This is a genomic window from Streptomyces sp. NPDC059582, assembly GCF_042735715.1.
Taxonomy (GTDB): Bacteria; Actinomycetota; Actinomycetes; order Streptomycetales; family Streptomycetaceae; genus Streptomyces.
Window position 1 is genome coordinate 24,620 of the sequence record NZ_JBHWCC010000044.1, and the last position, 24,112, is coordinate 48,731.

Below are 24,112 nucleotides of genomic sequence, written 5' to 3' on the forward strand. Positions count from 1 at the left end.
AAGATCTCCGGTCACCGACAGCCACTAAAGTGGGGCGCATGACCGTGAACCCCGCACACACCGCCCTCTGGCCCGCCCCGCACGCGAGCGGAGCCGTCGACGCGACGGTCCACGTGCCCGGGTCCAAGTCGGTCACCAACCGGGCCCTGGTGCTCGCCGCCCTCGCCTCGGAACCGGGCTGGCTGCGCCGCCCGCTGCGCTCCCGCGACACCCTGCTGATGGCCGGGGCCCTGCGCGCGATGGGCGTCGGCATCGAGGAGACGGTGTCCTCCAGTTCCACGGTGGCGGGCGGCACGGGCGAGGCCTGGCGGGTGATCCCCGCGGGCCTGCACGGCCCGGCCACGGTCGACGTCGGCAACGCGGGCACGGTGATGCGCTTCCTGCCGCCGGTCGCCGCGCTCGCCGACGGCCCCATCCGCTTCGACGGCGACCCCAGGTCGTACGAGCGTCCCCTGCACGGCGTGATCGACGCCCTGCGCGCCCTCGGCGCCCGGATCGACGACGACGGCCGGGGCGCGCTGCCGCTGACGGTGCACGGCGGCGGAGCGCTGGACGGCGGCCCGGTCGCCATCGACGCCTCGTCCTCGTCCCAGTTCGTCAGCGCCCTGCTGCTGTCCGGGCCGCGCTTCAACCAGGGCGTGGAGGTCCGTCACACCGGTGCCACGCTGCCGTCGATGCCTCACATCCGGATGACGGTGGACATGCTGCGCGCGGTCGGCGCCCAGGTCGACACCCCGGAGTCGGGCGGCGAGCCGAACGTCTGGCGGGTCACCCCGGGCGCACTGCTCGGCCGCGATCTGACCATCGAGCCGGACCTCTCCAACGCGCAGCCGTTCCTGGCGGCGGCGCTGGTGACCGGCGGCCGGGTCGTCGTCCCGGACTGGCCGGCCCGCACCACCCAGCCCGGTGACCGGCTGCGCGAGATCTTCACCGAGATGGGCGGCAGCTGCGAACTGACCGAGTACGGGCTCGTCTTCACCGGATCCGGCGCCGTCCACGGCATCGACGTGGACCTGGGCGAGGTCGGTGAGCTCACCCCGGGCGTCGCGGCCGTCGCCGCCCTCGCGGACTCCCCCTCGCACCTGCGGGGCGTGGCCCATCTGCGGCTGCACGAGACGGACCGGCTGGCCGCGCTCACCAAGGAGATCAACGAGCTCGGCGGCGATGTCACCGAGACGGCCGACGGACTGCACATCCGGCCCCGCCGCCTGCACGGCGGGATCTTCCACACCTACGAGGACCACCGCATGGCGACGGCCGGCGCGATCGTCGGCCTGGCGGTGGAGGGCGTGCAGATCGAGAACGTGGCGACGACGGCGAAGACGCTTCCGGACTTCCCGGAACTGTGGACCAGGATGCTCGGGGCCTAGAGGCGCGAGGATCAGGTCATGCGCCGCTACGGCAAGCACACCGACGAGGACGACATCCGCTCCCGCCCCAACCGCAAGGGCAACCGACCTCGCACGCACATCCGTCCCAAGCACGAGGACGCCGCCGAGGGCATGATCCTCACCGTCGACCGGGGGCGGCTGACCGTCCTCGTCGAGGACCGGGTCGTGATGGCGATGAAGGCCCGCGAACTGGGCCGCAAGGCGGCCGTGGTCGGCGACCGGGTGGCCCTGGTCGGCGATCTCTCGGGCAAGAAGGACACCCTCGCGCGCATCGTCCGCATCGAGGGACGGACCTCGGTCCTGCGCCGCACCGCGGACGACGACGACCCCTACGAGCGCGTGGTCGTCGCCAACGCCGACCAGCTGGCCATCGTCACGGCCCTGGCCGACCCCGAGCCCCGCCCGCGGCTGATCGACCGCTGCCTGGTCGCGGCGTTCGACGGCGGTCTGACCCCTCTCCTGGTGCTGACCAAGTCCGACCTGGCCCCGCCGGACAAGCTCCTGGAGCTGTACGGCGACCTCGACATCCCGTACGTCGTCACCAGCCGCGAGGAGCTGGAGAACGGCACGGCTCTCGCACGGGTGCGCGAGCAGCTCGACGGGAAGATCACGGCGTTCGTCGGACACTCCGGCGTCGGCAAGACGACGCTGGTGAACGCGCTGGTGCCGGTGGAGCAGCGGCGTTCGACCGGGCACGTGAACGCGGTGACGGGCCGCGGCCGGCACACCACGACCTCCGCGCTGGCGCTGCCGCTGGCGGACAGCGACGACGGCTGGGTGGTCGACACCCCGGGCGTGCGTTCGTTCGGCCTGCACCACGTGGATCCGTCCCGCGTGATCAACGCCTTCCCCGACCTGCAGCCGGGCACGGAGGGCTGCCCGCGCGCGTGCAGTCACGACGAGCCGGACTGCGCGCTGGACGCCTGGGTGGCCGAGGGTCACGCCGACCCGGCGCGCCTGTACTCCCTGCGCCGACTGCTGGCGACCCGTGAGCGCACGGAGGGCGACTGAGGGAACGCGCGCGGAGCGACCGCGGGAACGCGCGCGGAGCGACCGAAAGAACGCACGCAGAGCGACCGAGGAAGCGGGCGACCCGCGCCAGGGAAAGGCGACTGACCTCCGCGTTGTTTGTCGGGGCCCGAGTCCGGTAAGTGCATAATCGCACCGAGCCGGATCCGAGCCTGACGAAGCGGTCACGAAACGCTGACAAGCGCTGACACACGGGAGGACAGCACATGGCGTGGCTGCTGGTCATCGTCGCGGGATTGCTCGAGACCGGCTTCGCCGTGTGTCTGAAACTGTCGCACGGCTTCACCAGACTCTGGCCGACCGTCGCCTTCTCCTGCTTCGCGCTCGGCAGCTTCGGTCTGCTGACGCTGGCCCTGAAGAAGCTCGACGTGGGTCCCGCCTACGCGGTGTGGACCGGCATCGGCGCGGCGGGCACCGCGATCTACGGCATGATCTTCCTCGGCGACCTGGTCTCGACACTGAAGATCATCTCGATCAGCCTGGTGATCACCGGTGTGATCGGCCTCCAGCTGTCCGGCTCGGCGCACTGACGCGTCACACGCCCGGCAGGGTGCCATCGCGCGACCGCGACCAGCCCGTCGTGCTGTCCGGCAGGGGTAAGGCGCCGCGTACCAGTTCCCCGACCCCGCCCTCCCCCGGCGGTGCGGACACGCAGGACAGGGCGATACGGACGGCGAGTTCACAGGAGCGGGCCAGTTCCACGGTCTCCGGCTTGCCGGCGCCGGGACCGGAGAGGGCGGCCACCGCCCGGTCACGGACGATCGCCACGAAGTCGCCGGGCGAGGGCAGCGGACCGTCCGCGCGCCGCTGCGCCGGTACCGCGGAGGAGGACGGCACCGCTGTCAGCGTCGGGGCGGGCAGCCGTTCGCTCCAGCAGCCGGTGAGCATGGCCCGTACGAGCACGTTCTCGCGGGCGGCCGACGCGGTCCACTCGGCGGTGGCGGTGAGCCGTTCGCGGGCGTCGGCATGCGCGGCGAGCGCCCGTTCGATGCCCGCGAGATATCCGTCGGCCTCTCTCCTGACGAGCGCCCGGGCCAGCCCTTCCTTGCTGCCGAACTCGTTGTACAGCGTCTGCCGGGACACCCCGGCCACCGCCGCGACGTCCACCATCCGCACCGCGGACCACGGCCGGCGGGCCAGCGCCGTATAGGCGGCGTCCAGCAGGGATTCCCGCGCTGCAGGCATCATCGCCTCCCTGGGCGAGCGGCTCTGCGCCCAGATTTGACGCGCGGGAAGGCACTGTCAAGGGTTCGCGAGGGCTTCGGAGGGCGCCCGTCGCTCCCCGTACGCGGGCGACGCCGGGACGCGTGTCGCGACCCCGCGCCCGCCGACCCCCTGTAGCCCCGCACCCACCTCGGCAGATACGGTTCGTTACATGCCGGACTACCTGGACGACCTCCGCCTCGCCCACGTCCTCGCCGACGCGGCCGACGCCGGGACGATGGCCCGCTTCAAGGCTCTCGACCTCAAGGTGGAGACGAAGCCGGACATGACCCCGGTGAGCGAGGCGGACAAAGCCGCCGAGGAACTCATCCGTGGTCAGCTCCAGCGCGCCCGCCCCCGGGACGCGATCCTCGGCGAGGAGTACGGCATCGAGGGCACCGGCCCCCGCCGCTGGGTGATCGACCCGATCGACGGCACCAAGAACTACGTACGCGGCGTCCCCGTCTGGGCCACGCTCATCTCCCTGATGGAGGCGGCGGAGGGCGGCTACCAGCCCGTCGTCGGCGTCGTCTCCGCCCCCGCCCTCGGCCGCCGCTGGTGGGCCGCGAAGGGCCACGGCGCGTTCACGGGCCGCAGCCTGTCCTCGGCGTCCCGGCTGCGCGTCTCACAGGTCTCGAAGCTGAGCGACGCCTCCTTCGCGTACTCCTCGCTGGGTGGCTGGGAGGAGCAGGGGCGGCTGAACGGCTTCCTGGACCTCACCCGCGAGGTGTGGCGCACGCGCGCGTACGGCGACTTCTGGCCCTACATGATGGTCGCCGAGGGCTCGGTCGACCTGTGCGCGGAACCCGAGCTCTCCCTCTGGGACATGGCCGCGCCCGCGATCGTCGTGACCGAGGCCGGCGGCACCTTCACCGGTCTCGACGGCCGTCCGGGCCCGCACAGCGGAAACGCGGCCGCGTCGAACGGCCTGCTGCACGACGAGCTGCTGGGGTATCTCAATCAGCGCTACTGATCGGCACAAATGAGCGCGTGCGCCCTCAATTGGCCGCGCACGCCCTCTTGTTGACCTCCGCTTTACCTGTCACGCTGTGAGCACCCCCACTTGTGAACTTGTGCAGCACCTCATAGGCGCCTTCGGCGCCGGGCCCGAACCATCGGGGGGATTCTTAGGAGGTGGCTCCGTCCCATGCTCGTCCGTGACGCCATGAGCACGGTGGTCCTCACCATCGGCCCCGACCACACCCTCCGCCAGGCGGCCGCCCTGATGTCCGCGCGCCGCGTCGGCGCCGCCCTGGTCCTCGACCCGGACGCCGGCGGCATCGGCATCCTCACCGAGCGCGACATCCTCAACTCGGTGGGCCTCGGCCAGGATCCGGACACCGAACGCACCCACGCCCACACCACCAACAACGTCGTCTTCGCCACCACGACATGGACCCTGGAGCAGGCGGCGCAGGCCATGGCCCACGGCGGCTTCCGCCACCTGGTCGTCCTCGACCGCGGAGAGCCCGCGGGCATCGTCTCGGTGCGCGACATCATCCGCTGCTGGGCACCGGCCCGGCAGCACGTTTCCGCCTGACCGCACGCAACGGGCCGGGCCCCCGCCTCGGGGATCCCGGCCCGCCGTCGCGACAGGCGCCGTCACGACATGCGGCCTGCCGTCAGGACACTCCGGCCGCCGTCAGGACACCCGGTCCGATGGCGACGTCACCCGGTCCGAAGGCGACGTCACGCGGTCCGGCCCCGACGTCAGCCGCGCCGTTCCTGGACAGCGGCCGCCAGCCGCTTGCCGAAGTCGCCGTCCGCCCGGCGGAAGTTGTCGACGGCCCGCTCGGCGATGTCGTCGCGGGAGACCTTGGCGATGAAGCCGGCGAGGTTCTCGATCAGCCGGGTCCGTTCCTCCTCCGACATCAGCCGGTAGAGGTCGCCGGCCTGCACGAAGTCGTCGTCCTCGGCGTGCACCGGGGTCTCGTGGTTGCCGGTGCCGGCCGTGAAGCCGCCGAAGGGCTGCCACAGCGGACGGTCCGTCTGGAACGGGCCGCCGAAACTGTTCGGCTCGTAGTTCTTCGCACCCTTGTGACGGCCGTCGTAGAGGAAACCGTCACGGGAGTGGGTGCGCGCCTCGGTGGCGTGCGGACGGTTCACCGGCAGGTGGTCCGCGTTGATGCCGACGCGGTAGCGGTGGGCGTCGCCGTACGCGAAGAGGCGACCCTGGAGCATCTTGTCGGGCGACGGGCCGATGCCCGGCACGAAGTGCGCGGGGCTGAAGATCGACTGCTCGACCTCGGCGAAGACGTTCTCCGGGTTGCGGTTGAGCTCCAGCCTGCCGATCTCCACCGGCGGGTAGTCCTCGTGCGGCCACACCTTGGTGAGGTCGAAGGGGTTGAAGCGGTACGTCGCCGCGTCGGCCGCCGGCATGATCTGGACCTGCACCGTCCAGGTCGGGAAGTCACCGCGTTCGATGGACTCACGCAGGTCTCGCTGGTGCGAGTCCGGGTCCTCACCGGCGAGCAGGTTGGCCTCGGCCTGGGTGAGGTTCTTGATGCCCTGGTCGGTCTTGAAGTGGTACTTGACCCAGAAGACCTCGCCGGCCTCGTTGTTCCACTGGTAGGTGTGCGAGCCGTAGCCGTTCATGTGGCGGTACGAGGCCGGGATGCCCCGGTCGCCGAACAGCCAGGTCACCTGGTGGGTGCTCTCCGGGCTGAGCCCCCAGAAGTCCCAGACGTTGTCCGCCTCCTGGCTGCCCGTGTACGGGTCGCGCTTCTGGGTGTGGATGAAGTCGGGGAACTTGATGGCGTCCCTGATGAAGAACACCGGGGTGTTGTTGCCGACGAGGTCGTAGTTGCCCTCCTCGGTGTAGAACTTCAGCGCCCAGCCGCGAGGGTCGCGGACGGCGTCGGCCGCACCGAGGTTGCCGGCCACCGTCGAGAAGCGCAGGAACGTCTCGGTCTGCTTGCCGACCTCGGAGAGGAACGCGGCGCGCGTGTAGCCGGTGACATCGGCGGTGACCGTGAAGGTGCCGTAGGCGCCGGCGCCACGCGCGTGCACGACCCGCTCCGGGATGCGCTCACGGTTGAAGTGGGCGAGCTTCTCCAGCAGCAGCTGGTCCTGGACGAGGACCGGGCCGCCGGCGCCCGCGGTCTCGCTGTTCTGGTTGTCAGCGACCGGAGCACCGGCCTCCGTCGTGAGCGGCCCCTGCGCTCCCTGCGTCCCCTGCGTCATGTGCGCCTCCTGCGTCATTCCCGGCCGGCCCTGCCTGCCCTTTGATCAATACCGAATCCGATCCTACAATGGACACAGTCCAAATCGAGGAGAGCTCCAAAGTCACACTCATTCGGGACCTGGTCCCCTTGCTGTTAGGCTGATTCGTATGAGTGACCTTCTGGAACGGCTGCGCGGACGCGGATGGCGTATGACCGCGCAGCGACGCGTCGTGGCCGAGGTCCTCGACGGCGATCACGTCCATCTGACGGCCGACGAGGTGCACGCCAGGGCCGTCGTCAAGCTGCCCGAGATCTCCCGGGCGACCGTGTACAACACGCTGGGCGAGCTGGTCTCCCTCGGCGAGGTCCTCGAGGTCGCGACCGACAAGCGAGCCAAGAGGTACGACCCCAACGCCCACCGCCCGCACCACCACCTGGTCTGCGCCCGGTGCGGCGCGATCCGGGACGTCCACCCTGACGGCAACCCGCTGGCCGACCTCCCCGACACGGAGCGCTTCGGCTTCACGGTGTCGGACGTCGAAGTGACGTACCGAGGCGTCTGCCCCAACTGTGCGGCGGCGTAACAGTCACATCCCCCGCCCGGCGCCTGGCGGCACCTCCCGCGAACTGACGGAACTCCCCGCTCCGGCGCGCCCGGGCGAATTCCACCGTTCCGGCGCGCCCTGGCGGAACTCCTCCGCCCCAGCAGCACTCCCGCGCCCTGGAGGCCCTCCCGGCCCCTGACGGCGCGGACGAAAAAACCGAGGGCCGGAACCCTTTCGGATTCCGGCCCTCGGCCTTCAGTAGCGGGGACAGGATTTGAACCTGCGACCTCTGGGTTATGAGCCCAGCGAGCTACCGAGCTGCTCCACCCCGCGTCGATGAATGCAACGTTACGTCAAGCACGCGGACAGAAGCAAATCGCTTATCGCGCACACGACGGCGGGCACGCGTACCGCTGCGGACGGCACGCGTGAGCGCGCGCGTACCGCCGGCACGGCAGGGTGTGCGCAGTCACGCCGCCGGCCACCGCACGGGGGTGCGCAGTCACGCCGCCGGTCACCGCGCACGGGGGAGAGGCAGCGGAGGCCCGCAAGCGCGGACCGGCGCCCCGCCCTCCGGCCCATCCCCGATCACCGCTCAGGCCGACAGTTCTTCCCGGAGCGCGTCCCGCAGCCGAGCCGCCCGCTCGGACACCTCCGCCGGTCCCAGCGACACCGCCCGGTCGGCCCACCGCTGCCCCTCCGCGAGCTCCCCACGACGCGCGTAGACCAGGGCCAGCCGCAGAGCCGCCCGGCCGTGCCCCGCGTCGGCGGCTCGCGTCCACCACACGGCCGCCTCGGGCTCGCTCCCCTCCCGGGCCAGCAGCAGCCCCAGGTTGAACGCCCCGTTCCGCGACCCGGCCTCGGCCGCCGCCCGGTACCACCGGGCCGCCTCCACCACATCGCCGCGGTCGGCCGCGAGCATCCCGACCCGCACCTGCGCCCGCCGGTGCCCCTGGGAAGCCGCCCGCTCGTACCACTCCTCGCACTCGGTCTTCTCGTGCACGTGTTCACCGAGCTCGTGCGCGGACGTCGCGGGGCGCCGGGCGTCCAGCACCGCGGCGAGCCGGTACGCGGCCTCGGCGCTGCCGCCGCCCGCCGCGCACCGCAGATGCCGCTCCGCCTCCCGCTCGTCGCCGTCCCGCAGCCGGGCGATGCCGACCTGGAGCGCGGCTTCCGTGTGGCCGGCCGCCGCCGCCCGCTCGTACCACCGCAGCGCGGCCGTGTCGTCCCGCTCCGTGCCCCGCCCCGCGTACAGGATCCCCAGGTTGAACGCGGCGTCCACGCTCCCGGCCTCCGCCGCCTTGGAGAACCACGGCTCGGCCCCGGTCTTGTCCCCGCCCTGGAGCAGCAGGATCGCCAGCGCGTTCGCGGCCTCCCGGTGCCCGGCGTAGGCGGCGCGCCGGTACCACTGCTCGGCCTGCGCGGTCCGCCCCTGCTCGGCGCAGAGCAGTCCGAGGTTGTACGCGCCGTTGTCGTCACCGGCGTCCATCGCGGCCCGGTACCAGCGTTCGGCGGTCTGCGTCTCGCCGCGCTCGGCGTGCAGCGCGCCCAGCGCGTTCGCCGCGTTGCCGTCCCCGTCCTGGGCGGCCCGCAGCCACCACACGGCGGCGCTCTCGGTGTCCCCGGCGTCCCGCAGCAGGAAGCCGAGGGCGCAGGCGGCCCGCGCCTCCCCGTCCTTGGCGGACGTCAGATACCAGCGGCCCGCCTCCCTCAGCTCGCCGCGCCGTTCGAGGATCGCCCCGAGGTGCAGTGCCGCCCTGCGATGGCCGCGCGCGGCGGCCTGCCGGTACCACTGCTCGGCCTCGGCGTCCGCCGGCCCCTCGACACCGTTGTCACCGTCGGCCTCCCCTGCGGTCCGCCGGTCCAGCGACCTGGCCAGCCGGTACGCCGCCTCCCGGTGTCCCCGCTCGGCGGCCGCCCGCATCCACTGCGCGGCCCCGCCGTCCGCGCGGTGCTCCAGCAGGTCGGCGAGGGCGTACGCGCCCAGGGCGTGCCCCTGCTCGGCTGACTGGCGCAGCCAGTACTCTGCGGCGGGCTCGTCCCCGCGCTCACGGTGGTGCCGGCCGAGCGCGTGCGCGGCCGCCGCGGAACCGGCGACGGCGGCGATCCGCCACCAGCCCGCGGCGTCGTCGGCGTACCCGCGCTGATGCAGAAGGACACCCAGGTTGTTGGCGGCGGCGCGGTCGCCGGCGGCAGTGGCGCCCCGCAGATGGGGCTCGGCCGCGTCGAGATCGCCGCGGCGCAACAGCATGGCCCCGAGGACGCTCATCGCCTCGGCGTCACCCGCTTCCACGGCGAGCCGCAGGCGCGCCTCCTCGGCGGCCTCACCGGTCTCGTCCCGGTCGGAAGACTGCACAAGATCCGTCGGCTGCACAAGGCCGGCCCGCTGCCGCACAAGGTCAGCAGACCGTGCAAAATCAGCAGACTGCACAAACCGCCCTGTCTCCAACAGAGTTGCCTTGTCCCCCATAACGTCCATCGTCGCACCACCTGCAACCTGGGTACACCTGGTATACCGCAGTGAGTGAGGTCACTTCAGCGTTTTGTCGACATGCCCACAGAGAGACAAGTCAAACACGGTTCTCCCCAACTCCCCCCGTCGGCGCGGCCGTCCAGAGGGTCGGCACATGCGTTCGCACACCACGAAGGCCCGGATCCTTGGAGGATCCGGGCCTTCGCGATCAGTAGCGGGGACAGGATTTGAACCTGCGACCTCTGGGTTATGAGCCCAGCGAGCTACCGAGCTGCTCCACCCCGCGCCGTTGTGTGCCAACCGTACCACGGCGCGAGGGGAGCTCTTCACTCAGATGCTGCTCAGCGGCTGCTCAGCGGCACCTAGCCACTGCTCGGGCTACCGCTCGGGCTACTGCTCGGGCTGCCGCTGGGTTTGGCACCGGGACTACCGCTGGGGCTGCCGCCCGGGCTCGGGCTGCCGCCGCTCCCGCCGGCTTTGCTCTGTGCGTCCTCGGCCCGCTGCAGCGCGTCCTCGAGATCCTTCTGCGCCTCGCCGTACGCCTGCCAGTCACCCTTCTTCAGGGCCTCCTGGCCGGCGTCGAAGGCCTTCTGGGCATCGTCCAGCGCCTCCTGGACCGTCGGGTTGGAGGACGTCGGCGGGTTCTTGGGGCCCTCGTCCGGTGGCGTGACGGTCGAACCCTCCGCCCCGAAGACCTTGTTGAGAGCCTCGTCGAGCGTGTCCTCGAAGGCCGTGTTGCCTCCGTAGGTCACCAACACCTTGCGCAGCAACGGGTACTTGAGTCCGCCACCGCGCACGTATACGGGTTCCACGTAGAGCAGTCCCCCGTCGAGCGGCACCGTCAGCAGGTTGCCGTACTCGACATCGGAGTCGCCGCCCTTCAGCAACTTGATCGACTCTGCGATGTCCTGTTCGGAGTTGAACTGGCTCTGGACCTGTTTGGGCCCGTTGACCGTGGTGTTGGTCGGCAGTTTCAGGATTCTGATCTTGCCGTAGTCGGCGGTGCCCGGTTCGGAGTCGACCGCCATGAACGCGCTCAGGTTGTCACGGCCGTTGGGCGTGAACGTCGTCGTCAGGGAGAACGCCTGTGCCGCCTGGTCGGGCATCTTCATGCTCAGGTAGTACGGCGGCACCGCGTCGCCCGACTTGTTGGTCGGCTCGTCCGGTACCTGCCACACCTCGCTGCCGCTGAGGAACGTCTGCGCGTCCTTCACGTGGTAGCGGGTGAGCAGCTCACGCTGGACCTTGAACAGGTCCTGCGGGTACCGCAGATGATCCATCAGGGTGTCCGGGATGTCCGCCCTGGCCTTCACCGTCCCCGGGAACGCCTTCATCCAGGTCTTCAGGACCGGGTCCTCGGTGTCCCACTGGTAGAGCTTCACGTCACCGGTGTACGCGTCGACGGTCGCCTTCACCGAGTTGCGGATGTAGTTGACCTGGTTCTGCTGGGCCACCACCGCGCGCGAGTTGTTGGTCGCGGTCAGCGAGTCCGCCGTCGTGTCACCGAGGGTCGTACGGGAGGCGTACGGATACCCGTTGGTGGTCGTGTACGCGTCGACGATCCACTGGATCTTGCCGTCCACGACCGCCGGGTAGGCGTCGCCGTCGATGGTCAGCCACGGGGCGACCGCCTCGACGCGCTCCTTTGGCGTGCGGTTGTACAGGATCCGCGAACCCTCGCCGATGGCACCGGAGTACAGGATCTGCGGCTCGCCGAACGCCACCGCGTACGCGGCCCGGTTGATCGGGTTGGCGAGGTTGACCCCGCTCTTGCCCCGGTAACTGGTGGTCTTCTCGCCGTTGTCGTCGGAGTAGTCGATCTCCTTCTGGGGACCGCCGACGATCGAGTACGTGGTGGTCTTCTCGCCGTAGTAGACCCGCTGCTGGTACGTCCCGAGGTCACCGGTGGACGGCAGGTCGGACTCGGTGAAGACCGGGCGGCCCTCCGCGTCGGCCTCCGTGCCCTTGGCGGCGACCACGCCGTAGCCGTGGGTGTAGCGGAAGTGGTCGTTGATCCAGTTGTTCTTCGGAATGCCGTCGAGGTTCAGCTCACGCAGACCGAGGACGGTGTCCTGGTCCTTGCCGTCCTTGGAGTAGCGGTCCACATCCAGGTTGGTCGGGAACGCGTAGTAGTTCCTGATCTGCTGAAGCTGCTGGAACGTGGGCGAGACGATGTTCGGGTCCATGATGCGGATGCTCGCCGTGCCGTCGACGTCGTTCCGCAGCTTGGTCTTGTCCGTGGTGCTGCTCTTGCCCGAGTACTCGGTGACCTGGGTGCCGTCGATGCCGTAGGCCTCGCGCGTCGCCTTGAGGTTCTTCTCGACGTACGGCGCTTCCTTGGCCTGCTCGTTCGGCTGGACCTGGAACTTCTGGACGATCGCCGGGTACAGGCCGCCGATGAGGATCGCGGAGAGCACCATCAGGCCGAAGCCGATCACGGGCAGCTGCCAGGTGCGCCGCCACAGCGTGGCGAAGAACAACAGGGCGCAGATGACCGCGATGCAGAACAGGATCGTCTTCGCCGGCAGATAGGCGTTCGCGTCGACGTACCTGAGGCCCGTCCAGTTGTCGGTCGCCTTGAAGTCGCTGGACTTGACCGCGAGGCCGTACCGGTCGAGCCAGTACGCGACCGCCTTCAGGGCGACGAAGATGCCGAGGAGCACCGACAGGTGCCCGGTGGCCGCGGCCGTGGCGCGCGCGCCCGGGCTGGTGATGCGCAGTCCGCCGTACAGGTAGTGGGTGAGCGCGGCGGCGATCAGGGACAGGATCGCGGCGGCGAAGCCGAAGCCGAGCAGGAACCGGTACCAGGGCAGGTCGAAGGCGTAGAAGGAGACGTCGAGGTGGAACTGCGAGTCCTTCTGGTGGAAGGGCACGCCGTTGACCCACATCAGCCAGGTCCGCCACTGGCTCGACGCCGACGCGCCCGCGATGAGGCCGACCAGGGCGGTGATGCCGAACAGCAGCCACTTCTTGTAGGGCGCGATGCCCATCCGGTAGCGGTCGAGGCTCTGCTGTTCCATCGACATGGCGCTCAGCGGCGGGCGCAGCCGGTGGGCGAGCCAGATGTTGAAGCCGACCGCCAGGGCCATCAGCAGGCCGAAGACGGAGAAGAGCCCGATCTTGGTCCACAGCGTCGTCGTGAACACGGACGAGTAGTTCACCGACCGGTACCAGAGCCAGTCCGTCCAGAAGCCCGCGAACATGGTGAACGCCATGCCGAGAACGGCAAGGACGCCCAGCGTCATGAGCAGGGTCCGGACGCGCCGGGACGGGCGGCCCACTCTGATCCGCGGCCCTGTCGGGCCTCCGCCGCGGTCCGGCATCTGGAAAGCCAAGGTGCGCACCTCGAAGTTCGCTGTCGATACGTCAGGTCCGCATTGTTGCGGGCCCTCCCCGGGGCCTGGTGATCGCAGACCCACACCTATGCAACTTACTCACGCTTTACTCGGTTCCCGATTCCGGCCGGGAACGAGGCAGGATTGTGACCATGTCCAACACTCCCATGGCAGCGAGCCCGCTCACCCGGGCCGTACTCGAGATCGACGAGTACGCCTCCGGCCTCGGCTGGGACCAGCCTGCCCGCCTCTTCGCCCTTGTCGACACCGCACGACTGCGGACCCAGGAACCCTCACTCGCGGCCCAGCTCGGCCTGGGTGAGGAACAGGAGACCACCGGTCTCACCCCGATCGAGCAGGACGAAATTCCAACGGACAAGGCGCTCGACGAGTTCCTCGCCACGATCGCCTGGCCCGACGCGGTGGTCGGCTGCGCGCTCACCGTGGAGCGCCTGATGCTCCCGCCGTCCGCCGAGGCGCAGGTCCCGCAGGGCCTGAGCGAGGCGAAGCTGGCGAAGTGGGTGGCCGAGCACCCGGAGCGCCAGGAGGTCCGTATGACGGTCGCGGTCCTGCGCGACGGCGCCCGCGATTCGGCCCTGCGGCTGCGCGAGAAGGACTCGCCGACGGAGGTCCTCACGGGCGCGGACCTGGTCCCGGGTCTGGCGGAGGCGCTGACGGCGACGTTCGAGGACTGAGGCTGCGGCGTACGGCACTGGGGGCGCCCTCCGCTCGGAGGGCGCCCCCAGCCGTGCACGGAATGCGGTGCGTCAGCCCTTGGTGGTGCACTTCGGCAGGTCGGCGGTGTCGCCGGAGCGAATGTCCTTGAGCGCGTCGAGGGCGTCGGCGATGGTCTTCACCTTGACCAGGCGCAGTCCCGAGGGGGTGTCCTCGGCGGCGGCCGCGCAGTTGTCCGCGGGCGTCAGGAAGTACTGGGCACCCTTGTCGCGGGCGCCGACGGTCTTCATCTCGATGCCGCCGATGGGCCCGACCGTGCCCTCGTCGTCGATGGTCCCGGTGCCGGCGACGAACGTGCCGCCGGTGAGGCTGCCCGGGGTGAGCTTGTCGTAGATGCCGAGCGCGAACATCAGACCGGCGCTCGGTCCGCCGACGTCGGCGAGCTTGATGTCGATGCTGAACGGGAACGTGTGATCGGTCCCGGCGGAGATCCCGACGATGGCCCGCTTCTCGCCCTTGTCCTCGGACGCCTTGGTGGTGATCGTGACCTTCTCGGTCGTGGTCGCCGTCCGTTTCGCCTTCTCGGCGGCGGCCTGCTCCTTGGCGGGCACGATCGTGAAGACGACGTCGTCGCCGGGCTTGTGCTTGGTCACCAGCTTCGCGACGTCGGAGGGTTCCTTGACCGTCGTGCCGTCGACGTCCTTGATCACGTCACCGGCGTGCAGTCGGCCCTCGGCCGGGGAGTCCTTGACGACCGTCGAGACGATCACCCACGCCTTCACCGGGACGCCGAGCTCCTTCAGGGCGGCGACCTTGGCGCTCTCCTGGGACTGGCTGAACTCCTCGGCGTTCTCCTGGGTGGACTGCTGCTCGGTCTTGCCGTCCGGGTAGAGCGTGTCGTGCGGCACGATCTTGTTGTCGTGCGCCAGCCACCCGTAGACGGCCTCGACGAGGTTCATCCGGTAGCCGGCGCTGGTGACCCGCACGGTGGTCATGTTCAGGTTGCCGCTGGTGGGATACGTCTTGTGCCCGGAGATCTGTAGCACCGGCTCGCCGCCGTGCTCGCCGAGGGTGTTCACCGTCGGCCCCGGGGACATCTCCGAGTACGGCACGGGGATGAACACTCCCGCGCACAGGAGCGCGATCAGCATCAGGGTGGAGGCGAGCATCGTCGCAGTCCTGCGTGGCATGAGTCGACAGTACGGGACGCCTCTGTCAGCGCACCGTCAGGGCCACCCCGTCAGGTGCTGGTGTGTGACTTCTCCATCGCGGCACAAAAGCGGGCATACCCGTCCAGCTCAGGACCGTCGCCACGCGTCTTCCTCGTCCGATTGGCCCAACTGCCCCACAGACCGGCGCCGACGGCAGCCACAAGCGGAATCAGCAGCCAGACGAGAACCCCCATGCCGACCTCCCAACCCCATTCGAGCAACCGCAACTGACTGATCAGCAGATTAACCATCCGCACTGACAACGCTCACGCCCGGGGTGGGGTTACGCAACCGGAAGAGGGACGTGGGGTTCAGCAGGCGCCGACCCACTCCTCGGTGCCGTCGGAGAACCTCTGGTGCTTCCAGATGGGCACCTCGTGCTTGAGGTCGTCGATCAGCTTGCGGCAGGCGCTGAAGGCCTCACCGCGGTGCGGGCAGGACACGGCCACGACGACGGCGAGGTCCCCGATCCCGAGATCCCCGACGCGGTGCACCGCGGCCAGCGCCCGCACCGGGTACTCGGCGACGACCTTCTCCGCGATCCGTCGCATCTCGGCCTCGGCACTGGGATGGCACGAGTACCCGAGCCCCTCGACGTCGGTGCCGCCGTCATGGTCGCGCACGGTGCCCACGAACAGCGCGGTCCCCCCGGCGGCGTGGTCCCCCACGGCCCGGAACACCTCGTCCACGGAGAGCGCGGTGTCGCGGACGGCGATCAGCTTGATGGGGTCCTGCGCCGCCTGCTCACCCGGGTGACCGTTCGTGGATGCCATGCCCCCATCGTGCCGTACGCCCGGGACCACGCGGAATACCGCTTTCACCCGGCACGCGCGTGCGTGCGTTTGGACGCTCCTACAGGACGCGGCCCGCGCACACCGGTCGTGGAGCCGGCTCCGACGTGAGTCGGCGGGCGCCTTCGGGCGTGCGCCGTCGGGCGGCACCCTCGCGCGGGCGCGCCTCTCGGGTCCTCAGGTCCTCGGGTCCTCGGGTCCTCGGGTCGTCAGATCCGGCGCCGGGCCTTGCGCGCCCGCCGCACGACGGCCGCCGCACCGAGCAGCGCCACCGTCGCGCCCGCCGCGCCCGCGGCCGTCGCGTCCTTGCGCCCCAGCCGCCGCCCGGCGACCGTGTGTCTGCCGGAGACCTCTTCCAGGAGCTCCGCGAGCACCTCCTCGTTGGTCCACCGCGGCCGCCAGCCCGCGTCATGGAGCCTGCTCCCGCTCACCACCCAGGGGTACATCGTGTACGCCAGGTCCCCCGCGGGGGACGGCGTGAGCCCGATCCGGTGCAGCCGGGCCGCCGCGCCGAGCGCGACCGCCGACGGCAGCTCCATGCGCCGGATCCCGCTCAGCTCCTCGACCTCCTCCTGCTCCAGCCATCCGTCGCAGCCGACGGTGAGTTCTCCGTCGACCTTCTCCAGGACGGCGTACTCCAGCGCGCTGCACAGATCCTCGACGTGGCAGAACTGCCACGCGGGCCGCGACCCGGCGACGACCAGCAGCCGAGGCGACTCGAAGTACCTGGTCAGCGCGGTGTCCGTCTCGCCGACGAGTACGGCGGGCCGCACCACGGTGACGTTGAGCCCCGGATGCGCCCGCGGAGCGCGCCGCGCGAGCCGTTCGATCTCCAGCAGGTCCCCGACGCCGGTGGCCTCGGCGGTCGCGCGCAGTTCGGCGTCCTCCGACAGGGGCAGCTCGTTGTCCGGCAGCGCCCCGTAGACCATCGCGGACGTGCACAGCACCACACGGTGCACTCCGGCGGCCGCGGCCGCGGTCAGCACGGTCTGTGTCCCCCGGACGTTGTAAGCCGTACGTGCGGCCGTGTCGCTGCCCAGGTCCAGGTCGAGCGCCAGGTGCACCACCGCGTCCGCGCCCCGCAGCTTGTCCGCGATGGCCGGATCCCGGACGTCGAGAATGTGCCACTGGGCCTGCGCGCACTCCCCCCGCCGCTCGTCGATGGCGATGACCTGCCTGACCTCGTCCGATGCGGCGAGCCGCTCGGTGAGCAGCGCGCCCACGCCGGACGCGGCGCCGGTGACCGCGACGACGGGGCCGCGGGCACGGGCCGGGGTTGAGTGGTTTCGCGCTGCGCGAACCTGCGGATCTGGGGAACTCACCAGGTGTCTCCAGCGGTTGTCTTCGTACGAGCGCAAGTGACGCGTACGTACCAGGTGGCATCCATCCTGCCGCAGGCCCCCGGTCGGCGAAGCACCGAGGCCCGATCGGCCCGCGGTGTCTAGGCTGGGTGGTGTTGTCGGGCAGTCGTGCCGCCGGAAAGAACCGGTGGCCTTACCAGCCGAGGAATCCCGTGAGTGACACCCCATTCGGATTCGGCCTTCCGCCGGAGGAGCCGGAGAACGGCGACGAGGGCAAGAAGAAGGACCAGGAGAGCGGTGGTGGTCAGGGACCGGCCAACCCGTTCGGTTTCGGCCCCGGAGGCGTCGGCGGTCCCGGCGCGGACAATCCGCTCGCTGCCATGTTCGGTTCCCTGAACCCCAACGATCTGGGCGCCGCGTTCCAGCAGCTGGGCCAGATGCTCTCGTACGAGGGCGGCCCGGTGAACTGGGACATGGCCAAGCAGATCGCCCGCCAGACGGTCGCCCAGGGCACCTCTGACGGCACGAAGGACGCGAGTGTCGGTCCGGCGGAGCGGACCGCGGTCGAGGAAGCCGTCCGTCTGGCCGACCTGTGGCTGGACGACGCGACGTCCCTGCCGTCCGGCGCCGGCTCCGCGATCGCGTGGTCGCGCGCGGAGTGGGTCGAGGCGACCCTGCCCGCGTGGAAGGAGCTCGTCGACCCGGTGGCCGAGCGGGTCGGCACCGCCATGGGCGACGTCCTGCCGGAGGAGATGCAGGCCATGGCCGGCCCGCTGATCGGCATGATGCGCTCGATGGGCGGTGCCATGTTCGGCACGCAGATCGGGCAGGCCGTCGGCGTGCTCGCGGGCGAGGTCGTCGGTTCGACCGACATCGGCCTGCCGCTCGGCCCGGCCGGCAAGGCCGCGCTGCTGCCGATGAACATCGAGTCGTTCGGCAAGGACCTGGGCGTCCCGAAGGACGAGGTCCGGCTGTACCTGGCCCTGCGCGAGGCCGCCCACCAGCGCCTGTTCGCGCACGTGCCGTGGCTGCGCTCGCACCTGTTCGGCGCGGTCGACGGGTACGCCCGCGGGATCAAGGTCGACACCGCCAAGCTGGAGGACGTGGTCGGCCAGTTCGACCCGCAGAACCCGGAGCAGCTTCAGGACGCCCTTCAGCAGGGCATGTTCCAGCCGGAGGACACGCCGCAGCAGAAGGTGGCCCTGGCCCGGCTGGAGACGGCGTTGGCACTCGTCGAGGGCTGGGTGGACGCGGTGGTCCACGCCGCCGCGAAGCCTCGTCTGTCGTCCGCCGACGCGCTGCGCGAGACCCTGCGCCGACGTCGCGCCACGGGCGGCCCGGCCGAGCAGACGTTCGCCACCCTGATCGGCCTCGAGCTGCGCCCGCGCCGCCTGCGCGACGCGTCCCGGCTGTGGGCGTCCCTCACGGACGCACGGGGCGTCGACGGCCGGGACGCTCTGTGGGCCCACCCGGACATGCTGCCGACGGCGACCGACCTGGACGACCCGGACGGTTTCGTGCACCGCGAACAGCTGGACTTCTCCGAACTGGACAAGATGCTGGGCGAGGCGGCGAGCGGTGGCTCGGGCACGAAGCCGGACCTGAAGAAGGACGACGAGACCAAGGACGACGACACCGAGTGAGCCTGTACGACGACGCGGTCCTCGTGCTGAAGGGTCACGAGGGCCAGGAAGACCTGCGCCAGGACTACCTGGACCATCTGACGGCCCACCCGGACGGCCTGTGGAAGTCCTGCCACGCCGGCCACCTCACCGCGAGCGCCCTGGTGATCGACCCCGAGCGCGGCCGGGTGCTGCTGACCTTGCACAGGAAGCTGCGCATGTGGCTCCAGACGGGCGGTCACTGCGAGCCCGGCGACCTCACTCTGGAGGCGGCGGCGTTGCGCGAGGCGACCGAGGAGTCGGGCATCGCGGGTCTGACCGTGCTGGCGGGTGGCCCCGTGCGGCTGGACCGGCACCCGATCCCGCCGCCGTGCCACTGCCACTTCGACGTCCAGTACGCGGTCGTGGCCCCGCCGAGCGCACGGCACACGATCAGCGACGAGTCGCTCGACGTGCGCTGGTTCGCCTACGACGAGGTGGCGGACGTGGCCGACGACTCCGTCGTACGCCTGATGGAGGCGACCCGGGCCCGGTTGTGAACGCACGGAGGGGTGACCGTCCGCACGATCACCCCTCGTTCGCCAGTCCGGTCAGCTCCAGACGTTGCCCTGGTTCTGGCCCCGCGCCCCGTGCTGGCCCATGCCGAACTGCGCGGCGACGCCCTGCCCGATCTGGGCGTTCTGCGGCGGCAGCAGCTCACTCGGCTGGACGAGCGCGAAGCCGCTTCCCATGAAGCTGAGCTCCCAGCCCTCGCCGGTGCTGCCCCGGCGCCGCCACACCCCGGAGGAGTGCGTCTGGGCCTGCATCTGCACGCGCAGACCGGTGGACCAGGCGACGATCGCGTCGGCGTCGCAGTTGACGTACTTGTCGGGCGTGACCTGCATCATCAGCGGCGCACCCGAGGTCATCAGCGCGACCTTGCCGCGGCCGGTGATGTTGAGCTGGTACTTCCCCGAGCCGGAGATGCCGTACAAGCTGTCGACGGCGATGACCTCGTGGTGCAGCGACGAGTCCATGGCGAGCACGTAGCTGCTGTCGACGGTCAGACCGTCCTGTTCCACCTCCACGAGGTGGATGTGCTGGGCGAGGTTGGCGAAGAACACCGTGCCCTGCCCGTGGCAGCGCATCAGGTCCAGGCCCTCACCGGTGTACGCACGCGCACGTGACTGGTTGTTGCTCCGGTACTCCGCGTCGAACTCGACGAGGCCCTGGTAGGCGACCATGGTGCCCTTGCGGGCCAGGATGTCGTCGTGACCCTCCATGGCGACGCGCAGCATCTGCTTGTTCTGCAGGCTCCAGCGTTCCTGGGTCTGCTGGTCGTTGTGGGCGAAAAGCGGGCTCTGCATGATGACTCTGGCTCCCCCTCAGCCCCGGAACCGCAGGCGGTCGGTGCTGTCCTCGCTGGGCTGGACGACGACGATGCCCTGGCCCGAGAAGGCCATCTGGTACGCCTCGCCGCTGCCCCGGCCGATCAGTGACTGCGCCTTGAAGCTGCGCTTGCCCTTCACCTTGAGGTTCGGGGACCAGGCGACGAGCGCGTCCGGGTCGACGTACGTCTCGTCCTCGCCGCCGCCGCAGTCGACGACGATCGGCTTGCCCCGGGAGGTCAGCGCGACCCAGCCCTGCCCGGAGATCTTGGTGTTCCACAGGCCCTGCCCGGCGAACTTCGCCAGCCCCTTGACCCGCTCGACGCCCCACGTCAGATGGGCGTCGAAGGCCAGCAGGTTGGTGGCGTTGACGGAGATGCCGTCGCCGTTGAGATTGATCACGACGACGTCCGCGCCGTAGTCGGCGAGGTAGAGCAGTCCGTCGCCGGAGGCCTTCATCAGCGCCGCGCCCTCGCCGGTGACCCAGTCACGGGCGATCTGGCGCACGGCCGGCGGGTTGGGCTCGTACTGGACGAAGCCTTCGTAGGCGACCATCGACCCCACGCGCGCGAGGAGGTCGTTCCCGGTCTGCATGGCCACCTTCAGCATGTGGTTGCCGTGGTTCTCCATGCGGGCGGTGACGGGTGCGGGGGCGTAGCCCGCGAGCGGCTGGTTCATGACGGGCTCCCTCAGACCTCGTACGGCTGGACGACGATGAAGTTCCCGGGAGCACCCCGGAACTGGAGGTTGACGCTCTCCCCGGTGTCGCCCGGGTAGGCGTTGCGCCGCATCCGGACCTGGCTGGAGACGATCACCTGGGAGGCCGCCGACCAGGCGACCACCGCGTTGCAGTCGGCGAACGTGGTCGGGGTGACCGGCAGCACGACGGGCGTGCCGTGGGTCTTCACGACGATGGTGCCGGTGCCCTGGAACTGCATCGTGAACAGGGCGCCTCCGGGAATGCCGTGTCCTTCGACGCGGCGGACCTCGTACTGGAGGCTCTCGTCGAAGGCGAGGACGTTCTCGGCGGAGACGCAGATCGCGTCGCCCTGGAGTTCGATCGGGTGGAGATGGGTCGAGCTCTCGGCGAGGAACACCTGCCCCTGACCGGTGCAGCGCATCAGCTGCATCTCCTGGCCGGTGGCGTTGCCGACGATCCGGCCGGCGAACCCGGCGCCCTTGTAGCTGAAGTCGACCTTGCCCTGGTAGAGCACCATGCTGCCCTGGCGCGCCAGCACGGGCTGGCCGCCGATGCCGAGGTCGACGCGGATGAGCTTCTTGTTCTGCTGCGTCCAGCGCTGTCCGGTGGGCGTCTCCTTGAACTGCTGGAGCGCCGCGGTCACACCGGCACCGCCCTGAGGCGCGCCCTGCGGAACTCCGTAGGACGCCGTCTGCTGGCCGGGCACCTGTCCGAACGGCGGTTGCTGGCCGTAGCCCGGAGGCGCGGTCGGCTGCCCGTAGCCGGGAGGCGCGGTCGGCTGCCCGTAGCCCGGGGGCGGGGTCGGGGCCTGGGGCTGCGGGTAGCCGGGGGGCGCGGGAGCGCTCGGGGCCTGCTGGCCGTACGGCTGCTGCGGCGGCCGGCCGTAGGGGGCGGGCGCGGGCGCCGGGGGCGGTACGGTGCCGCCGGGCGGGGTCAGGGGCGCGATGATGGTCGGCGCGGCATGCACCGAGGGCGCGGGCGCCGGAGGCTGCGGGGTGGCACCGGAAGGGGGTGCGAAACTCTGCGCGGCGGGCTGCGGGGCGGGCGCCGGAGCGGCGGGGGCGCCGAACGCGGGAGGGGCGAAGCCCGGAGCGGCACCGGCCTGCGGCTGCTGCGGAGCGGCGGGCGCCTCCTCCTCGGCGACCTCACCACCGAAGTTCTTCAGCAGCGCGTCGAGCCCGCCGTCGAAGCCCTGTCCGACGGCCGCGAACCGCCACACGTCCTTCAGGTAGAAGTCGCCCAGCATCACGGCTCGTTCGGTGGAGAACTCGGAGCCGTCGAAGGAGTACCGGGCCACCTCCTCGCCACCCGCGACGATACGGAGGTATCCGGGGCCGACCTGCGACATCTGCCCGGCGCCGTCGAGCGTCGCCGTGAAGGACAGCTTCTGGATCCGCGGCGGGATCCGGTCGAGCGTGACCCGGAAGGACTCCGTGTCGCCCGCCTGGGCGCCCAGGAGCTGAACGGCCTCCTCGGGCGACTTCGGCTGGTTGAAGAAGATGAAGTACCGGTCGTCCGAGAGCTGCTCGTCGGCGTCGAGGCCGAAGCAGCTGATGTCGAAACCGAGTCCGGGGCCGGCGATCTGCACGCCTACGTACAGATCGGTGCCCGCGGTGAGGTCACTGATCTTGGCCTTGTGGCCGCGTTGGAATTCCCTGGCCATGCGTAACGACCGTCCCCCATCCCGAAGCGAGTGCGTCGCGCCAGGCTAACGGCAAATCCGGACACCGGAGGAAGTCGGTACAGTCCCGGTACACAACGCGCGCTCGGCACCGCGGGGATTCCGGCGGCTGGGAACGCTGTCACTCACCGCGCCCACCGGGCGAATGGGGCAGCCGGTCGGCGGCGACCACGCCCTCCAGGTAGCCCCGGGCCCGCTCGGTGCGCGGGTAGCCCTCCAACAGCCGCCAGAACCGGGGCCCGTGTCCGGGCACCAGCAGGTGGGCCAGCTCGTGCAGGAGCACGTAGTCGACGACGTACTCGGGCATGCCCTGCAGGCGGTGCGACAGCCGGATACTGCCCTCGGCCGGCGTGCAGGAGCCCCAGCGCGTGTTCTGGTTGGTGACCCAGCGCACCGAGGCGGGCCGGGCGCGGCCGTCGAAGTACTGGGCCGACAGCCGTTCGGCGCGCTCGGCCAGCTCGGTGTCGCCGAGCACCCGCTTGCTCTCCTGGGCCGCCAGCTTGTCGAGCATCACCGTCACCCAGCGCTGCTCCTCCGCCTCGGACATCCGGGCGGGGATGAGCACCACGGTGCGATCTCCCTCGCGGTACGCCGAGACCGTCCTGCGTCGTCGGGCACTCCTGCGCACCTCGATCGCGCTCGCCACCGAGCCGCTCGGCGGCTGGCTCATCGTGCTGCGCTGTGGAGTTCCGGCGCGGTGCAGTGGGTCGGCGGGCACGCCCCGACGTTACCCGCTGCACACGGGGGAAGTCCCGAGTCCGGGACGGTTCGGTTGTGATCCCCCACCATGCGTTTGATTCGTACGACGAATATCCCCTGCCTGTGGACAACTTTCCGCGCCTCGGAGCCGGCCCGGGCATGCTGGCACTCGTCGGCGGGGCATGGACCGATCTCCACCGGCAAAGGGGGGGCGTTCTGTCACGTTCTGTGCTTCCCTCACGCCCCCAGGACACTGCTCTTTCGGCTACGGGGGCCTGTCATGCATCCGATCGTGAAGCCCGCGCTGCGGCGCGGCTGGCGTGACCTCAACACCGTGCAGTTCGGGATGACCCCGGCGCACGCGATGACGCTCGGCCCGCTGGACACGGCGACGGGCGGCTTCCTCGATCTGCTCAACGGCACACGCGGCCTGGCGCTCCTGCGTGAGGAGGGCCACCGCATGGACCTGCCCGACGGGCATGTCGACACGCTGGTGGAGCGGCTGGCCCGCGCCGGACTCGTCGACGACGCCAGAGGGGGCGGCCCGCCCGCCGACACCCTGCGGGGCAGGAAGGAGGTCCTCGACCGGCTGCGCCCGGATCTGGCCTCCCTCTCCCTGACGACCTCCGAACCGGGCGAGGCCATCGGCCGACTGGCCGCCCGCCGCTCCCTGCGGGTCCAGGTCAGAGGTGCCGGCCGGGTCGGCGCCGTCCTGGCCGGACTGCTCTCCGGCGCGGGCGTCGGCGAGGTCGACGTGCGCGACGGTGGCCGCGTCGAGCCCTGGGACGTAGCGCCGGGCGGACTGCCCGCCGAGGCCGTCGGGGAGCGCAGGGACGAGGCTGCCCGCCGCGCCGCGCGCCCGGGGGCCCCCGGCCCCCCCGCCGCCCCCCCCCCCCGGACCCCCCCCGGCGCCCGCGCCCCCCGC

At 70.8% G+C, this 24,112-nt stretch carries 22 protein-coding genes and 2 tRNA genes; 10 read left to right on the forward strand and 14 right to left on the reverse strand.

Annotated features, from left to right (window positions below):
* Positions 1 to 38 precede the first annotated feature (38 nt).
* The 3 genes from aroA to ACFV0T_RS30585 all read left to right on the forward strand — a co-directional run bounded on the left by aroA (position 39) and on the right by ACFV0T_RS30585 (position 2,950).
* Positions 39 to 1,370 carry a 3-phosphoshikimate 1-carboxyvinyltransferase gene (gene aroA, locus ACFV0T_RS30575; protein WP_385786044.1) on the forward strand — a complete coding sequence of 444 codons (1,332 nt, stop codon included), beginning with the start codon at positions 39 to 41 and terminating at the stop codon, positions 1,368 to 1,370.
* An 18-nt stretch (positions 1,371 to 1,388) separates the two neighbouring features.
* Positions 1,389 to 2,402: a ribosome small subunit-dependent GTPase A gene (rsgA, locus tag ACFV0T_RS30580; RefSeq protein WP_385786047.1), complete on the forward strand. Its 1,014-nt coding sequence runs from the start codon at positions 1,389 to 1,391 to the stop codon at positions 2,400 to 2,402.
* 224 nt (positions 2,403 to 2,626) lie between these two features.
* Positions 2,627 to 2,950 carry a DMT family transporter gene (locus tag ACFV0T_RS30585; protein ID WP_385786050.1) on the forward strand — a complete coding sequence of 108 codons (324 nt, stop codon included), beginning with the start codon at positions 2,627 to 2,629 and terminating at the stop codon, positions 2,948 to 2,950.
* A gap of 4 nt (positions 2,951 to 2,954) precedes the next feature.
* Here ACFV0T_RS30585 and ACFV0T_RS30590 read toward each other — a convergent pair whose 3' ends face one another.
* Entirely contained in the window at positions 2,955 to 3,608 is a 654-nt protein-coding gene (locus ACFV0T_RS30590) for a TetR/AcrR family transcriptional regulator (RefSeq protein WP_385786052.1), read from the reverse strand.
* Positions 3,609 to 3,795: 187 nt separating this feature from the next.
* On the opposite strand from ACFV0T_RS30590, the gene hisN reads away from it, so the two are divergent.
* Together hisN and ACFV0T_RS30600 are read left to right on the forward strand one after the other, a co-directional pair.
* On the forward strand, positions 3,796 to 4,596 hold the full coding sequence (gene hisN / locus ACFV0T_RS30595) for a histidinol-phosphatase (protein ID WP_385786055.1): 801 nt from the start codon (positions 3,796 to 3,798) through the stop codon (positions 4,594 to 4,596).
* 174 nt (positions 4,597 to 4,770) lie between these two features.
* Positions 4,771 to 5,163, forward strand: coding sequence for a cyclic nucleotide-binding/CBS domain-containing protein (locus ACFV0T_RS30600; RefSeq protein ID WP_385786058.1), 393 nt, complete (start codon positions 4,771 to 4,773; stop codon positions 5,161 to 5,163).
* A 170-nt stretch (positions 5,164 to 5,333) separates the two neighbouring features.
* On the opposite strand, the gene ACFV0T_RS30605 is transcribed toward ACFV0T_RS30600, so the two are convergent.
* Positions 5,334 to 6,824, reverse strand: a complete 1,491-nt coding sequence (locus ACFV0T_RS30605; protein WP_385786061.1) for a catalase — start codon at positions 6,822 to 6,824, stop codon at positions 5,334 to 5,336.
* 130 nt (positions 6,825 to 6,954) lie between these two features.
* Between ACFV0T_RS30605 and ACFV0T_RS30610 the strand changes: the two genes are divergently transcribed.
* Entirely contained in the window at positions 6,955 to 7,371 is a 417-nt protein-coding gene (locus ACFV0T_RS30610) for a Fur family transcriptional regulator (protein WP_385786063.1), read from the forward strand.
* A gap of 220 nt (positions 7,372 to 7,591) precedes the next feature.
* Here the strand turns inward: ACFV0T_RS30610 and ACFV0T_RS30615 are convergent.
* The 4 genes from ACFV0T_RS30615 to ACFV0T_RS30630 form a co-directional block, all read right to left on the reverse strand.
* Positions 7,592 to 7,665, reverse strand: a tRNA-Met gene (locus ACFV0T_RS30615).
* A 262-nt stretch (positions 7,666 to 7,927) separates the two neighbouring features.
* Positions 7,928 to 9,811 carry a sel1 repeat family protein gene (locus tag ACFV0T_RS30620; protein ID WP_385786066.1) on the reverse strand — a complete coding sequence of 628 codons (1,884 nt, stop codon included), beginning with the start codon at positions 9,809 to 9,811 and terminating at the stop codon, positions 7,928 to 7,930.
* A gap of 206 nt (positions 9,812 to 10,017) precedes the next feature.
* Positions 10,018 to 10,091 (reverse strand) — tRNA-Met (locus ACFV0T_RS30625).
* A gap of 76 nt (positions 10,092 to 10,167) precedes the next feature.
* Positions 10,168 to 13,128 (reverse strand): UPF0182 family protein, encoded by a 2,961-nt coding sequence (locus tag ACFV0T_RS30630; protein WP_385786180.1) that lies wholly within the window; start codon positions 13,126 to 13,128, stop codon positions 10,168 to 10,170.
* Between the two features lie 164 nt (positions 13,129 to 13,292).
* On the opposite strand from ACFV0T_RS30630, the gene ACFV0T_RS30635 reads away from it, so the two are divergent.
* A complete protein-coding gene (locus ACFV0T_RS30635) occupies positions 13,293 to 13,835 on the forward strand; it encodes a PPA1309 family protein (protein WP_385786069.1) in 543 nt (180 codons plus the stop codon).
* A 72-nt stretch (positions 13,836 to 13,907) separates the two neighbouring features.
* On the opposite strand, the gene ACFV0T_RS30640 is transcribed toward ACFV0T_RS30635, so the two are convergent.
* The 4 genes from ACFV0T_RS30640 to ACFV0T_RS30655 all read right to left on the reverse strand — a co-directional run bounded on the left by ACFV0T_RS30640 (position 13,908) and on the right by ACFV0T_RS30655 (position 17,139).
* Positions 13,908 to 15,005: a PDZ domain-containing protein gene (locus ACFV0T_RS30640; RefSeq protein ID WP_385786072.1), complete on the reverse strand. Its 1,098-nt coding sequence runs from the start codon at positions 15,003 to 15,005 to the stop codon at positions 13,908 to 13,910.
* Between the two features lie 50 nt (positions 15,006 to 15,055).
* A complete protein-coding gene (locus ACFV0T_RS30645; protein ID WP_385786183.1) occupies positions 15,056 to 15,277 on the reverse strand; it encodes a hypothetical protein in 222 nt (73 codons plus the stop codon).
* 60 nt (positions 15,278 to 15,337) lie between these two features.
* The gene (locus ACFV0T_RS30650) at positions 15,338 to 15,799 is read right to left on the reverse strand and encodes a molybdenum cofactor biosynthesis protein MoaE (RefSeq protein WP_385786074.1); all 462 of its coding nucleotides are present in this window, start codon (positions 15,797 to 15,799) and stop codon (positions 15,338 to 15,340) included.
* Positions 15,800 to 16,026: 227 nt separating this feature from the next.
* A complete protein-coding gene (locus ACFV0T_RS30655) occupies positions 16,027 to 17,139 on the reverse strand; it encodes an SDR family oxidoreductase (protein ID WP_385786076.1) in 1,113 nt (370 codons plus the stop codon).
* Positions 17,140 to 17,330: 191 nt separating this feature from the next.
* Between ACFV0T_RS30655 and ACFV0T_RS30660 the strand changes: the two genes are divergently transcribed.
* Positions 17,331 to 18,761 (forward strand): zinc-dependent metalloprotease, encoded by a 1,431-nt coding sequence (locus ACFV0T_RS30660; protein WP_385786078.1) that lies wholly within the window; start codon positions 17,331 to 17,333, stop codon positions 18,759 to 18,761.
* The gene (locus tag ACFV0T_RS30665; RefSeq protein ID WP_385786081.1) at positions 18,758 to 19,279 is read left to right on the forward strand and encodes an NUDIX hydrolase; all 522 of its coding nucleotides are present in this window, start codon (positions 18,758 to 18,760) and stop codon (positions 19,277 to 19,279) included. Before ACFV0T_RS30660 ends, ACFV0T_RS30665 begins: the two co-directional genes overlap by 4 nt.
* 51 nt (positions 19,280 to 19,330) lie before the next feature.
* On the opposite strand, the gene ACFV0T_RS30670 is transcribed toward ACFV0T_RS30665, so the two are convergent.
* From ACFV0T_RS30670 to ACFV0T_RS30685, 4 genes are all read right to left on the reverse strand, one after another.
* Positions 19,331 to 20,086 carry an AIM24 family protein gene (locus ACFV0T_RS30670; RefSeq protein ID WP_385786084.1) on the reverse strand — a complete coding sequence of 252 codons (756 nt, stop codon included), beginning with the start codon at positions 20,084 to 20,086 and terminating at the stop codon, positions 19,331 to 19,333.
* An 18-nt stretch (positions 20,087 to 20,104) separates the two neighbouring features.
* Positions 20,105 to 20,785 (reverse strand): AIM24 family protein, encoded by a 681-nt coding sequence (locus ACFV0T_RS30675; RefSeq protein WP_385786087.1) that lies wholly within the window; start codon positions 20,783 to 20,785, stop codon positions 20,105 to 20,107.
* An 11-nt stretch (positions 20,786 to 20,796) separates the two neighbouring features.
* Positions 20,797 to 22,470: a TerD family protein gene (locus tag ACFV0T_RS30680; RefSeq protein WP_385786089.1), complete on the reverse strand. Its 1,674-nt coding sequence runs from the start codon at positions 22,468 to 22,470 to the stop codon at positions 20,797 to 20,799.
* Between the two features lie 139 nt (positions 22,471 to 22,609).
* Positions 22,610 to 23,206: a M48 family metallopeptidase gene (locus ACFV0T_RS30685; protein WP_385786091.1), complete on the reverse strand. Its 597-nt coding sequence runs from the start codon at positions 23,204 to 23,206 to the stop codon at positions 22,610 to 22,612.
* Positions 23,207 to 23,467: 261 nt separating this feature from the next.
* Between ACFV0T_RS30685 and ACFV0T_RS30690 the strand changes: the two genes are divergently transcribed.
* A partial coding sequence (locus ACFV0T_RS30690; protein ID WP_385786094.1) for a ThiF family adenylyltransferase occupies positions 23,468 to 24,112 on the forward strand: 645 nt, incomplete at its 3' end.